At 66.2% G+C, this 12,698-nt stretch carries 11 protein-coding genes and 1 tRNA gene; 10 read left to right on the forward strand and 2 right to left on the reverse strand.

What is annotated here, in order from left to right; all coding sequences use genetic code 11:
• Positions 1-1,101 (reverse strand): AAA family ATPase, encoded by a 1,101-nt coding sequence (locus ACEN9K_RS07620; RefSeq protein WP_018770139.1) that lies wholly within the window; start codon positions 1,099-1,101, stop codon positions 1-3.
• 164 nt (positions 1,102-1,265) lie between these two features.
• On the opposite strand from ACEN9K_RS07620, the gene ACEN9K_RS07625 reads away from it, so the two are divergent.
• From ACEN9K_RS07625 to ACEN9K_RS07645, 5 genes are all read left to right on the forward strand, one after another.
• Positions 1,266-2,171: a TatD family hydrolase gene (locus ACEN9K_RS07625; protein WP_495635488.1), complete on the forward strand. Its 906-nt coding sequence runs from the start codon at positions 1,266-1,268 to the stop codon at positions 2,169-2,171.
• A gap of 257 nt (positions 2,172-2,428) precedes the next feature.
• The gene (locus ACEN9K_RS07630) at positions 2,429-3,622 is read left to right on the forward strand and encodes a resuscitation-promoting factor (RefSeq protein WP_186447783.1); all 1,194 of its coding nucleotides are present in this window, start codon (positions 2,429-2,431) and stop codon (positions 3,620-3,622) included.
• Between the two features lie 113 nt (positions 3,623-3,735).
• The gene (rsmA, locus tag ACEN9K_RS07635; RefSeq protein WP_018770136.1) at positions 3,736-4,608 is read left to right on the forward strand and encodes a 16S rRNA (adenine(1518)-N(6)/adenine(1519)-N(6))-dimethyltransferase RsmA; all 873 of its coding nucleotides are present in this window, start codon (positions 3,736-3,738) and stop codon (positions 4,606-4,608) included.
• Complete coding sequence (locus ACEN9K_RS07640) at positions 4,605-5,582, forward strand: 4-(cytidine 5'-diphospho)-2-C-methyl-D-erythritol kinase (RefSeq protein ID WP_056393518.1); 978 nt, start codon at positions 4,605-4,607, stop codon at positions 5,580-5,582. The genes rsmA and ACEN9K_RS07640 overlap by 4 nt, the downstream gene beginning before the upstream one ends.
• Positions 5,583-5,619: 37 nt before the next feature.
• Positions 5,620-7,443, forward strand: a complete 1,824-nt coding sequence (locus ACEN9K_RS07645) for an ABC-F family ATP-binding cassette domain-containing protein (RefSeq protein ID WP_018770134.1) — start codon at positions 5,620-5,622, stop codon at positions 7,441-7,443.
• Positions 7,444-7,551: 108 nt separating this feature from the next.
• On the opposite strand, the gene ACEN9K_RS07650 is transcribed toward ACEN9K_RS07645, so the two are convergent.
• Entirely contained in the window at positions 7,552-8,178 is a 627-nt protein-coding gene (locus ACEN9K_RS07650) for a TetR/AcrR family transcriptional regulator (RefSeq protein ID WP_018770133.1), read from the reverse strand.
• A gap of 132 nt (positions 8,179-8,310) precedes the next feature.
• Between ACEN9K_RS07650 and ACEN9K_RS07655 the strand changes: the two genes are divergently transcribed.
• The 5 genes from ACEN9K_RS07655 to pth all read left to right on the forward strand — a co-directional run bounded on the left by ACEN9K_RS07655 (position 8,311) and on the right by pth (position 12,502).
• Positions 8,311-8,382: transfer RNA gene (locus ACEN9K_RS07655), tRNA-Gln, on the forward strand.
• Positions 8,383-8,486: 104 nt separating this feature from the next.
• Positions 8,487-9,965, forward strand: coding sequence for a bifunctional UDP-N-acetylglucosamine diphosphorylase/glucosamine-1-phosphate N-acetyltransferase GlmU (glmU, locus tag ACEN9K_RS07660; protein WP_495635489.1), 1,479 nt, complete (start codon positions 8,487-8,489; stop codon positions 9,963-9,965).
• 2 nt (positions 9,966-9,967) lie between these two features.
• Positions 9,968-10,948 carry a ribose-phosphate diphosphokinase gene (locus ACEN9K_RS07665; RefSeq protein WP_018770131.1) on the forward strand — a complete coding sequence of 327 codons (981 nt, stop codon included), beginning with the start codon at positions 9,968-9,970 and terminating at the stop codon, positions 10,946-10,948.
• Between the two features lie 225 nt (positions 10,949-11,173).
• Positions 11,174-11,788: a 50S ribosomal protein L25/general stress protein Ctc gene (locus ACEN9K_RS07670; protein ID WP_018770130.1), complete on the forward strand. Its 615-nt coding sequence runs from the start codon at positions 11,174-11,176 to the stop codon at positions 11,786-11,788.
• 108 nt (positions 11,789-11,896) lie between these two features.
• On the forward strand, positions 11,897-12,502 hold the full coding sequence (gene pth / locus ACEN9K_RS07675; protein ID WP_018770129.1) for an aminoacyl-tRNA hydrolase: 606 nt from the start codon (positions 11,897-11,899) through the stop codon (positions 12,500-12,502).
• Positions 12,503-12,698: the final 196 nt, after the last annotated feature.

Genomic DNA, 12,698 nt, shown 5'->3' on the forward strand with positions numbered 1-12,698 from the left:
CTAGCGGTTCCTGCTGCCGGCGGCGGCCGCGGCCCGGTTGGGCTGCCCCGGCTGGGCCTGTGGCACGGGCAGCCTGGACAGGATGCCCCGCAGGACGCTGTGGGGTGTCTCGCCTGCGCCCGCCGCCTTCCGGTCCAGGATGATGCGGTGCGCCAGGACGGCCTCGGCCACGTCCCGCACGTCGTCCGGCAGGACGAAGTCGCGGCCCTCCAGGGCGGCTGTGGCCTTGGCGGCACGCAGCAGCTGCAGCATGGAACGGGGACTGGCGCCGAGCCGCAGCAGCGGGCTTTCCCTGGTGGCCCTGCCCACTGCCACCGTATATTCCTTCACGGCGTCTGAGACATAGACCTGCTGGACAGTGGCGGTCATGGCCGCGACGTCGGACGCGGTGACCACGGGGGAGACATTGGCCAGCGGCGAGACCGCCTGGTGGGTTTCGAGCATCTCGATCTCTGCGGCCTTGTCCGGGTAGCCCATGGAAATCCGGGCCATGAACCGGTCCCGCTGGGCCTCCGGCAGCGGATAGGTGCCTTCCATTTCAATGGGGTTCTGGGTTGCGACCACCATGAACGGCTCATCGAGCTTGTAGGACGTGCCGTCCACGGTGACCTGATGCTCCTCCATGCACTCCAGCAGGGCGGACTGCGTCTTGGCGGATGCGCGGTTGATTTCATCACCGATGACGATGTTGGCGAAGACCGCACCCGGCCGGAACTCGAACAGCCTTGAGGCCTGGTTGTAGATGGACACCCCGGTGACATCCGAGGGCAGCAGGTCCGGGGTGAACTGGATGCGGTTGACCGTGCAGTCGATGGTCCGGGCGAGGGTCTTTGCGAGCAGGGTTTTCCCGACGCCGGGCACGTCCTCGAGCAGCAGGTGGCCTTGTGCGAGGAGTACGGTGAGCGCCAGCTTGGCGGCATCGGACTTGCCGTCGATGACGGTATTGACCGTGGTGAGGATGCGCTGCGCCGCGGCGTGGAAGGACACCGGGTCCATGGCCGCAGGCCGGTGCCCGTTCAGGTGGCTGACGGAATCAGCGACGCCGGCCAGGTTAAGGTTCGGTGCGCTTCCATTGTTGGCAGTGCGTCGGTGGGGTTCCATCGGCAACCTTTCAGCCCGGGTTTCACCTGGACGGGACAGCAAGCCTGCCTTCGCCCCTTGGTGGGCGTGCGCGTGTGTTCGTTCCAGACTACTAACACAACTGCCGTGCCTGACAGAGAGTTCCGGCAAATATGGGGGTACCTTTCGGCCGATAGTCTGGGTGGATGTGCAATTCGTCAATTCCCGCCGCTTACCGGGTACCTGCAGACGAGGAGACTCCGGACCAGGCCGCCGGCCGCCGGAAGGATTTTCCGCCCGCGCCGGAGCCCCTGCCGGTACCAGTCATGGACAACCACACCCACCTGGACTTCCCGGACGGAAAGGGGCCGGTGGGGATCAAGGCTGCGCTGGATGCAGCGGCGGCCGTGGGAGTCCAGGGCGCCGTGCAGGTGGGCTGCGACCTCGAATCCTCACGGTTCACGGTGGAGGCGGTGGACCGGGACGAACGGCTCCTGGGCGCCGTGGCCCTGCACCCCAATGACGCGCCGCATTATGCTGCCCGCGGTGAACTGGAAGCGGCCCTTGCCGAAATCGAACGCCTGGCGGGGCATCCCCGGATCCGGGCCATCGGCGAAACCGGACTGGACTTCTACCGCACCGAGGGAGAGGGGCTGCGGCACCAGGAGTACTCGTTCCGGCGGCATATCGACATTGCCAAACGCCTGGACCTCACCCTCCAGATCCATGACCGGGACGCGCACAGCGACGTGGTGCGCGTCCTTCAGGAAGAGGGCGCGCCGGACAGGGTGGTGTTCCATTGCTTCTCCGGTGGCGAGGACCTGGCCAAAACCTGTAACGACCAGGGCTGGTGGATGTCCTTTGCCGGCACGCTGACGTTCAGGAACGCCACGAATCTGCGCGCCGCGCTCGCCGTCGCGGACCGGCAGCTCATCATGGTGGAAACGGACGCTCCATTCCTGACCCCGCACCCGCACAGGGGGCGTCCCAACGCGAGCTACACGGTCCCGTACACCGTGCGGGCCATGGCAGAATTGACAGGCTCCGACCTGGTCGGCCTGTGCAGCGCAATCAGCGAAAATACCGTACGGGCATACGGATCCTGGGCCTGACACTCCTTCCCCTGCCGGCTGCCAAATGCATATCTGGTATGCAAAAATGTTGGCCACTTTATAACGCTACGGTTACAGTGGGAAACTATTAGCCGGGGTCGGGGAAGGCCAACGGGTAATTTCACTTCATTCGCAGCCGGCCCGGCTTGTCCAGTATCCGGCCATGCCGCTGCGCGGAGTGTGGCGGCGCACCGGTGCCCGGACTGTCCTTTTCAAGGTTGCTCCGGGCATTTTATTGCGCGTTTCCCCGTGCCCGGATGGACCGAGAGTTACGGGCAATCGTGATCAAGTTCTTCACATCGGACGGCAAGTTCAGCTATATCAAAGTTGGCGCCCAGCTGCTGGTGCTTTGCGGCCTGGTCGCAGGTCTCGTAGCCTTCGTGGGCAATAACAAAACAGTCACGCTCAACGTGGACGGCAAAGCGTCGTCCGTGCAGTCCTTTGGCGGAACAGTGGAACAGGTGGTCAAGAGTGCCAACCTGGAACTGAAGCCCGGCGACCGCGTGTCGCCTTCCCTCGACGCGACGGTCCAGAACGGCACCGTCATCAACATCAACCAGGCCAAGGAAGTCAAAGTCAGCCTTGACGGGGCTGAAAAGACGGTGAACACCACCGCCCAGGATGTCGAAGACCTGGTGACAGAACTCGGCGTCGCCAGTGCCTCGTCCGTTTCAGCGCCCAAGGATGCCACCCTTTCGCTGGCAGGTTCCTACGTCTCGATCTCCACGCCCAAGACCGTCAGCATTGTGGCTGACGGCAAAGTGAACACCGCCACCACCACGGCCCCCACCGTTGGCAAGGTGCTGGAGGATTCCGGCGTGACCCTCGCCGCCAACGACCGCACCTCGCAGCCGGCCAACGCCAACGTGGTGAACAACATGGTCATCAAGGTGTCCCGGGTGGACACCAGCCAGACCACGGTCACCAGTGAAGACGTGCCCTTCGAGACCGTTACCGCCGAAAGCGCAGACATGCTCAAGGGTGAAAAGGAAGTGACCCAGGCGGGCGCCGCCGGAAAGCTGGAACGCACTTTCAAGCTGGTACTCGTGGACGGACGGGAAGCGTCCCGCACGCTGGTGTCCGAGAAGGTGGCCGTGCAGCCGGTCACCGAGAAAGTCACCGTTGGCACCAAGGCCAAGCCTGCACCCCAGGCCGCACCTGCGGCCGCTGCCGGCGCCAACACCGGCGCAGCTGCACCGGCCATGATGAACGAGGCCATGTGGGACAAGATTGCCCAGTGCGAATCCAGTGGAAACTGGAGCATCAACAGCGGCAACGGCTACTACGGCGGCCTCCAGTTCGACATCCGCACCTGGATCGGAGCCGGCGGCGGCGCCTACGCCCCTAACGCCAGCCTCGCCACCAAGGCGCAGCAGATCGACATCGCCAACCGCGTCTACGCGCAGCGCGGCCTGTCGCCCTGGGGCTGCGGCTGGGCAGCAACCAGCTGATCTACCGGACATAAGCGCAGAGTCAATGGCCGTGGCCGGGCCCGGGGTACCCGGGCCCGGCCACGGCCGTTAACCCGGCAGGGCGGACGTGCCGCGCGGGATAGGATACCTAGGTGACTGAACCGATCCCCGCCGTGCCCGCACCGTTGTTCGGTGCCTCCGACATACGCCGGCTGGCAGAGGAAATCGGGATCAGGCCCACCAAGACCCTTGGGCAGAACTTTGTCATCGATGGCAACACCATCCGGCGCATTGTCGCCGCGGCGGGCGTGGGACCGGATGAAACGGTGCTTGAGGTGGGCCCGGGGCTGGGGTCCCTCACGCTGGGCCTGCTCGACGCCGCGGCGGCAGTTGTCGCCGTCGAAATTGATCCTGTCCTTGCCGCGAAGCTGCCCGAAACCGTGCAGGAATGGCGGCCGGCCGCCGCCAACTCCTTCCACCTGGTGCATGCCGATGCGATGAAGGTCACCGAGCTGCCTGTCGAGCCGACAGCACTGGTGGCCAACCTGCCCTACAACGTGGCGGTTCCGGTGGTGCTGCACCTCCTGCAGTATTTCCCAAGCCTGCGGCACGGCCTGGTGATGGTGCAGGACGAGGTGGCTGACCGGCTGGCAGCCGGCCCGGGATCCAAGACCTACGGGGTGCCGTCCGTTAAGGCCGCCTGGTACAGCCAGATGCGCAAGGCCGGCGTGATCGGCATGAACGTTTTCTGGCCGGCACCGAAGATCCATTCCGGGCTGGTGGCCTTTACCCGCCGCGAACCGCCCGCCACCACCGCCACCCGCGAGCAGGTGTTTGCCGTGGTGGATGCCGCGTTCGCGCAGCGCCGCAAGACGCTCCGGGCCGCCCTGGCGGGCTGGGCCGGGGGAGCCCCGGAGGCCGAGCGCTGCCTGCTCGCAGCCGGCGTCGACCCCACCGCACGCGGCGAGGTCATCGACATCGCCGCGTTCGCCAGGATCGCCGAAGCCCGGGAAAACCGGCCGTGAGCGCGGGACTGGACAAGGCAGGCAGGGGGCGGTTCGCCGCCAGGACGGTCCGCGTCAAGGCGCCCGGCAAAGTCAATGTTTCCCTGGCCGTCGGTCCGCTCCGGCCGGACGGCTACCATTCCGTGGCCAGCGTCTACCTCGCGGTGTCCCTCTACGAGGAAGTGGCGGCGACCAGCACCGCCGAGCCCGGGATTACCATCAGCCTCAGCCCCGAAAGCACCCTGGACCTCGACGCGGTCGATATTCCCCTGGACAGCAACAACCTTGCCCATAAGGCGGCTGCCATCATGGCTGACGTCTCCGAACACGCCACGGGGGTGCACCTGGAGATCACCAAGCGGGTCCCGGTGGCCGGCGGGATGGGCGGCGGATCCGCCGATGCCGCCGCCACGCTCCTGGCCTGTGACGCACTCTGGAACAGCGGGCTGTCACGGGAGGAACTGGCGCACCTGGCGTCCGAACTCGGCGCCGACGTCCCCTTCTCGCTCCTGGGCGGGACCGCCGTCGGCCTTGGCCTGGGCGATGAACTCTCTCCGGCGCTGGCCAAGGCGCAGACCCACTGGGTGCTGGTGGTGGCCGACTACGGCCTGTCCACCCCCGAGGTGTACCGGACGCTGGACCGGCTGCGTGAGGCCGAAGGGGTGGAGGCCAGTGAGCCCACCGGAGTGGATCCACAAATCCTGACGGCGCTGCGGGGCGGGGATGCCGAATCCTTGAGCCGGGTGCTGGTCAACGATCTGCAACGGGCTTCCATTGAGTTGTCGCCGGCGCTGCGCGATACGCTGGGAATCGGCGAATCCCATGGGGCCATTGCCGGAATCGTTTCGGGTTCCGGCCCCACCGTGGCTTTGCTGGCTGATGATTCCGTTGCTGCGGAGGCGCTGGCGGAGGACCTGCGGCGCTACGGCCTGACAGCCCTTCCCGTCCACGGCCCGGTCCCCGGCGCGCGCATCATCTCCGACATCCTCCTTTAATTAAGACTTCCAGTCCGGCAGCAGAAAGCAGTTCCCTTTGGCACACCTTCTTGGCGGCGAGAACCTCACGGTTTCCTACGCAACCCGCACCGTCCTGGACGGCATCACCCTGGGACTGGAGGAGGGGGACCGGATCGGCATGGTGGGCCGCAACGGTGATGGCAAGTCCACGCTCATGCGTCTGCTGGCGCTGCGCTCCACCCCGGACTCCGGCCGCGTCACCAAACGCGGCGACGTCAATGTGGGGTACCTGGACCAGAGCGACGTGCTCGACGGCGACCTGACGGTGGGTGCCGCCATCGTGGGTGACCAGGCCGACTACGAATGGGCCCGCAACCCGCAGATCCGCGAGATCATGGGCGGCCTGGTGTCCGACGTCGACTGGCATGCCAACGTCCACGCCCTCTCCGGCGGCCAGAAACGGCGGGTGGCCCTCGCCAAACTGCTCATCGAGGACCACGACGTCATCATGCTGGATGAGCCCACCAACCACCTCGACGTCGAGGGCGTGGCCTGGCTTTCCCGGCACCTGAAGACGCGCTGGCGGCCCAACCAGGGCGCCTTCCTGGTGGTGACCCACGACCGCTGGTTCCTGGACGAAGTCTGCACCAAGACCTGGGAGGTGCACGACGGGATCGTGGACCCCTTCGAAGGCGGCTACGCGGCCTACGTCCTGGCCCGCGCGGAGCGCGACCGCATGGCGTCCGTGGTGGAGGGCAAACGCCAGCAGCTGGTCAAGAAAGAGCTCGCCTGGCTGCGCCGGGGCGCCCCGGCCCGCACCGCCAAGCCCAAGTTCCGGATCGAGGCCGCCAACGCGCTCATTGAGGACGTTCCCGCGCCGCGCGACTCCATGGCGTTGAGCAAGATGGCCACGGCGCGCCAGGGCAAGGACGTGCTGGACCTGGAGAACGTGTCCCTCAACTTCCAGGGCGCCGACGACGGCCGGAAGCTTTTCGACAACATCACCCTTCGCCTGGCTCCGGGGGAGCGCCTGGGCCTGGTGGGCGTCAACGGTGCCGGAAAGACCACCCTCCTGAAGCTGCTCAACGGCGAGATCACACCCGATGCGGGCAAGCTGAAGCGGGGCAAAACGGTGGTCACCGCCGTTCTCACCCAGGAGGTCAAGGAGCTCGACGACGTCTCGGACCTGCGCGTGATCGAGGTCATCGAGCGGGAGAAGCGTTCCTTCAACGTCGGCGGTAAGGAATTCAGCGCAGGGCAGCTCGTGGAGCAGCTCGGCTTCACCAACGAGAAGCAGTGGACACCGGTCAGGGACCTGTCCGGCGGTGAGCGGCGCCGCCTGCAGCTGCTCCGGCTGCTGGTGGGTGAACCCAACGTGCTGATGCTCGATGAGCCCACCAACGACCTTGACACCGACACCCTCGCCGCCGTCGAGGACGTCCTTGACGGCTGGCCCGGCACGCTGGTGGTGGTCAGCCACGACCGCTACCTGCTCGAACGCGTCACCGACCACCAGATGGCGCTGCTGGGCGACGGCAAGCTCCGCGGCCTCCCCGGCGGCGTGGACCAGTACCTCGAGTTGCGCGAAGCCGCCCTCGCCGGTTCCACCGTCACCGGCGGTGGAAACCCGGTCACCAGCGCGGGCCAGGCGCCGGCCACCGGGACCGGCCCGTCCGAGGCAGAGAAGCGCGACGCCCGCAAGGCCCTCAACAGGATCGAGCGGCAGATCAAGAAGCTGGATCAGCAGGAAAAGAAGCTTCACGACGACATGGTCAAAAGCACGGAGAAGTCCGATTTCGACGCCCTGGCCGAACAGAACAAGCAGCTCAAGGACCTGGCCGACGAAAAAGACGCCCTGGAAATGGAGTGGCTCGAGGCCTCGGAACTCCTGGGCGACTGACCCTCACAAGCGGGGAAGGGGGTTATCCGGCAGCATGCGTCAGAGGCGAGGAACGAGCCAGCATGCAGAGGATGACCCCCTTCGCCGCGGACGGAACCACGGCGAGGCCTAGAGTTCAGACTGCAGCTCCGGCTCCTTCTTGAGTCCGGTCAGGCCGTTCCAGGCCAGGTTGACCAGGTGCGCGGCGACCGTGTGCTTGTCCGGCTGGCGGCTGTCCTGCCACCACTGGCCGGTCATGGCCACCATGCCCACAAGCATCTGGGCGTACATGGCACCGTCCTCGCCGCTGAAGCCGCGGCGGGAGAATTCGTCGGAGAGGATGTGTTCCACGCGCGCGGTCACGTGCGAGAGGAGGGTGGAGAAGGCGCCCTCCGGCTGGGACGGGGGAGCATCGCGCATGAGGATCCTGAACCCTTCGGTGCGTTCCTCGATGTAGGTGAGCAGTGCCAGCGCGGCGCGTTCGACGAGGACGCGGGGTTTGGCTTCCTCGGTGAGGGCCGCGTTGATCGAGTCCAGGAGAATGTGGAATTCACCGTCCACCACCTCGGTGTACAGGCCTTCCTTGGACCCGAAGTGTTCGTAGATGACCGGCTTGGACACTCCTGCGCAGGCGGCGATTTCCTCGATGGTGGTCCCGTCCAGGCCGCGGACGGCGAAAAGGCCGCGCCCGACGTCGATCAGCTGGCTCCGGCGCTGCAGGCCAGTCATCCGCGTCCGCGGAAGGTTGTTGCTCACCTTCCCATCATGCCTCACCGCCGGGGACGGGATTCCGCGGGACCGGCAGGACCCAACGCCCCGTGTCGCGCGGTGGCCTGAACCCATGGCAAAATAGGGACTTGTGCCCGGGCCTCGAGTCTTTCGGCACGGTCCGCTCTGGTGTAACGGCAGCACCCCGGCCTTTGGAGCCGTGGAGTATAGGTTCGAATCCTATGGGCGGAACTGCTGCGCAAGGAGCGATCATGAGGATGGCACCCGGTGCCCGGCGGGCTGGCCCGCCGGCTGCCGCAAAGCGCAAGCACAACCAAGCAAGGAGAACCCGTTACGTGATCCCCGAGAATACCGGCCCGGCCGCTGTAATCGTCCTGGCAGCAGGCGCCGGTACCCGGATGAAGTCGCGTACACCGAAGATCCTCCACGAGATCGGCGGCCTGTCCATGGTGGGCCACGCCCTCCGCGCCGCCCGCAGCATCAACCCGCAACGGCTCGCCATTGTGGTGCGCCACGAACGGGACCTGGTGGCGGGACACGTCGCAGCACTGGATCCGCAGGCCGTCATCGTGGACCAGGACGACATCCCCGGCACCGGCCGCGCCGTGGAGGCCGCGCTGCAGGCGCTGGACGCCGAACAGGAACTGTCAGGCACCGTCGTGGTCACCTACGGTGACGTGCCCCTCCTGTCCGGGGAACTGCTTACCGAACTCGTCGCCACCCACGAACGCGACGGCAACGCCGTCACCGTCCTCACGGCAGTCCTTGACGACGCCACCGGCTACGGCCGCATCCTCCGCGGCGAAGACGGCTCCGTTACCGGCATCCGCGAACACAAGGACGCCACCGAGGCAGAGCGGCTGATCCGGGAGGTCAACTCCGGGATCTACGCCTTTGACGCCGCGGTGCTCCGCGGGGCACTGGGGAAGGTCACCACTGACAACGTCCAGGGGGAGAAATACCTCACCGACGTGCTGGGGCTGGCCCGCGAATCAGGCGGCCGGGTCGCGGCCGTCGTGACTGCGGACCGGTGGCAGGTGGAGGGCGCCAACGACCGCGTCCAGCTTGCCGCGCTCGGCGCCGAGCTGAACCGGCGCACGGTGGAAGCCTGGATGCGGGCCGGCGTCACCGTCGTCGACCCGGCCACCACCTGGATCGATTCCTCCGTCACCCTGGACGAGGATGTCCGCCTCCTGCCCAACACCCAGCTGCACGGCGCCACCTCCGTGGCGCGGGACGCCGTCGTCGGCCCTGATACCACGCTGACCGACGTCACCGTCGGCGAGGGCGCCACGGTGATCCGCACCCACGGTTCCGGCTCCGTGATCGGCCCGCGCGCCGCCGTCGGCCCCTTCACGTACCTTCGCCCCGGCACCGTGCTTGGTGAAAAGGGCAAGATCGGTGCCTTCTACGAAACCAAGAACGTCACCATCGGCCGCGGCTCCAAGCTGTCCCACCTGGGCTATGCAGGCGACGCCGAAATCGGCGAGGACACCAACATCGGCTGTGGAAACATCACGGCCAATTACGACGGCGAGAAGAAGCACCGCACGGTCATCGGCTCGGGCGTCCGTACAGGCTCCAACACCGTCTTTGTTGCCCCGGTCACCGTGGGGGACGGCGCCTACAGCGGCGCCGGCGCGGTGATCCGCAAGGACGTGCCGGCGGGCGCGCTGGCGCTCAGCGTTGCCGCCCAGCGCAACGCCGAAGGCTGGGTCCCCGCGCACCGCCCGGGAACCCACTCCGCTGAACTGGCCCAGGCGGCCATCAATGACTCCTCAAGTACCCCGGCATCTACAGAAGAGGGCAAGTAACCATGAGTGAAATTACGGCGCACGGCGAGAAGAAGCTGGTGCTCGCCACTGGGCGGGCCCATCCGGAGCTTGCCCGGGAGATCGCCAAGGAACTCGGCACTGACCTCCTTCCCGTTGATGCCTACGATTTCGCCAACGGCGAGATCTATGTCCGGGCCGGCGAGAGCGTACGCGGCACCGACGCGTTCGTGATCCAGGCGCACCCCGCACCGCTGAACAACCACCTCATGGAACAGCTGATCATGATCGATTCGCTGAAGCGGGCCTCCGCCAAGCGGATCACCGTGGTTTCGCCGTTCTACCCCTATGCCCGGCAGGACAAGAAGGGCCGTGGCCGCGAGCCCATCTCCGCCCGCCTCGTTGCCGACCTCTACAAGACCGCCGGCGCGGACCGCATCATGAGTGTGGACCTGCACACTTCCCAGATCCAGGGCTTCTTCGACGGGCCGGTTGACCACCTGATGGCCATTCCGCTCCTGGCCGACTACATCCGCACCCGTGTCGCTGCCGACAACATCACCGTTGTCTCCCCGGACACCGGACGGGTCCGGGTCGCGGAACAGTGGGCTGAGCGCCTGGGTGGCGCGCCCCTGGCCTTTGTCCACAAGAGCCGTGACCTCACCGTCCCCAACCAGGCTGTCTCCAAGACCGTGGTGGGCCAGATCGAGGGACGCACCTGCGTCCTGATCGACGACATGATCGACACCGGCGGAACCATCTCCGGCGCCGTCACGGTCTTGAAGAACGCCGGCGCCAAGGATGTCATCATCGCCGCCACGCACGCCGTCTTCTCGGATCCGGCCGCACGCCGTCTCTCCGAGTCCGGCGCACGCGAAGTGGTGGTCACCAACACCCTCCCGCTGACGTCCTCCCAGCGCTTCCCGCAGCTGACAGTGCTCTCCATCGCACCGCTGATCGCCAGGGCCATCCGCGAAGTGTTCGACGACGGCTCGGTCACCAGCCTCTTCGACGGCAAGGCATAGCCCCGCACCAGGCCGGGGACGTTTTCAGGAAACGGCCCCGGCGCTGGTAAGCTGGTCAGCGATACCTTGGCGAGGGAGGGCATAGCCTCCGTTATCGACTGGGTCTGATCAGTCCTTCGGTTGAAGGACTGCCTTCTTGAAGGGCCGCCCTCCGGCGCCCGGCGTTGAAGGTCACACCAGACCTCCGCCCTTGCTGAACACCGTTTAGTCTTCAAGGAGATATCCATGTCTGAGCAGAAGCTCGCAGCAGAACTGCGCACCGAATTCGGCAAGGGCTACGCCCGCCGCGCCCGGATGAACAACCTGATCCCCGCCGTCATCTACGGCCACGGCGCAGAGCCCATCCACGTCACCCTGCCGGCAAAGGCCACCACCCTGGCCGTCCGCACCGCCAACGCCCTGCTGTCCCTGGACATCAACGGCGAGGGCCACCTGGCCCTGGTCAAGGACGTCCAGCGCGATCCCGTAAAGCAGATCATCGAGCACATCGACCTCCTGACCGTCCGCCAGGGCGAGAAGGTCACGGTTGACGTTCCGGTCCACGTCGAAGGCGAAACCGCTCCCGGCACCGTCCACAACCTGGAACTGACGGTTGTGTCCCTCGAGGCCGAGGCAACCCACCTGCCCGAGTCCGTCGTCGTCAGCATCGAAGGCCGCGCCGCCGGCGAGCACATCCACGCTTCCGACCTGGTCCTGCCCAAGGGTTCCGCCCTGCTGACCGACCCCGAAGCCCTCGTGGTGAACATCTCCGAAGCCATCGAAATCGCCGAGGAAGCAGAAACCGAAGCTGCCGGCGAAGCAGCAGAAGCTCCCGCAGCAGAAGAAGCCGCAGCAGAGTAATTTCTCCGCAATTCACGACAGTGGCCGGACCCCCACGGGTCCGGCCACTGTCATGTCCGCACACCGCCGTTCCATTTCCGCGTAACCGCCCCCAATAGGATTGACTCCATGACAGATACCTGGCTGATCGTTGGCCTCGGCAACCCAGGCGCCCAGTACCAAGGCAACAGGCACAACGTAGGCCAGATGGTGCTCGATGAACTGGCCGGCCGCATCGGCGCCGGATTCAAGACCCACAAAGCCCGCGCGCAGGTCCTTGAAGGCCGGTTGGGGATCGGCGGCCCGCGCGTGGTCCTTGCGAAACCGATGAGCTACATGAATGTTTCAGGCGGCCCGGTCTCCGCCCTGGCCAATTTCTACGGGATCCCCGCAGACCACGTGGTGGCTGTCCATGACGAGATCGATATTCCGTTCAACACCGTCAAGCTCAAGCTCGGCGGCGGCGAGGGCGGCCATAACGGGTTGCGGGACATCTCCAAGGCCCTGGGTACCAAGGACTACCTCAGGGTCCGCGTGGGGGTGGGAAGGCCGCCTGGCAGGATGGACACAGCCGATTACGTGCTGCGTGATTTCGGCACCGCGGAACACAAGGAACTGCCCTTCCTGCTGGACGATGCCGCCGACGCCGTGGAGTCCCTGTTGCGCGATGGATTGACGGCTGCCCAGCAGAGGTTCCACCCGGCCAAATCGGGATCACAACAGCTGGAATCGTAAAAGTTCCTTTTGACCCTGTTTCCTTGTCTGTGGCAGGGGGTACTCTTCTTCCTATGCGGGGGAGCAATGGGGCTACATCCCGCTATTGCAGGATGTAGGGGAAAAGTTCATGTCAATCGAGCCACTCAGCTGGGGACGTGGGTCAACACCTCAGGGTGACAGGCTGCCCACACCAACCTCCGCGGCGCCGGAGGGC

It is taken from the genome of Pseudarthrobacter sp. Pseusp20 (genome assembly GCF_059492155.1).